This window comes from Bradyrhizobium sp. NBAIM08 (assembly GCF_020193935.1).
GTDB classification, from domain to species: Bacteria; Pseudomonadota; Alphaproteobacteria; order Rhizobiales; family Xanthobacteraceae; genus Bradyrhizobium; species Bradyrhizobium yuanmingense.
Map to the genome: position 1 here is coordinate 1 of NZ_JADYVR010001002.1, position 401 is coordinate 401.

Genomic DNA, 401 nt, shown 5'->3' on the forward strand with positions numbered 1-401 from the left:
GCCCTGCGGAGCATGCGTTCGGTGTGGTCGCGCAATACCGCCGGCTCGACGACGCTCGTCTTCGCCTCCGCACCCAGGCCGGCGAGCAGGATCGCCGATTGCACCTGTGCGCTCGCGACGGTCAGCTCGACCGTCCCGCCGTGCAGCGGACCGCCGCTCGTCACGCGCATCGGGAGCGTGTCGCCGGTTGCCAGCTCGACCTTGGCACCGAGCTCGTTGAGCGGATCGGCGATGGGCGCCATCGGGCGACGCGAGAGTGATTCGTCGCCGACGAGCTCGAACGTGCGACCCGACGGCATCCCGGCGAGCAGGCCCGCGAGCAGGCGCGCGAGCGTGCCGGCATTGCGACAGTCGATGGGCGCGCCGTCGGCGGCCGGCTGGATGTTGCGCAGGCCCACGCC

General features: G+C 72.6%; 1 pseudogene. It reads right to left on the reverse strand.

Annotation, left to right across the window (positions count from 1 at the left end):
• Positions 1–401 (reverse strand): annotated as a pseudogene (locus tag I6F37_RS43150) (3-phosphoshikimate 1-carboxyvinyltransferase); the annotation flags it as partial.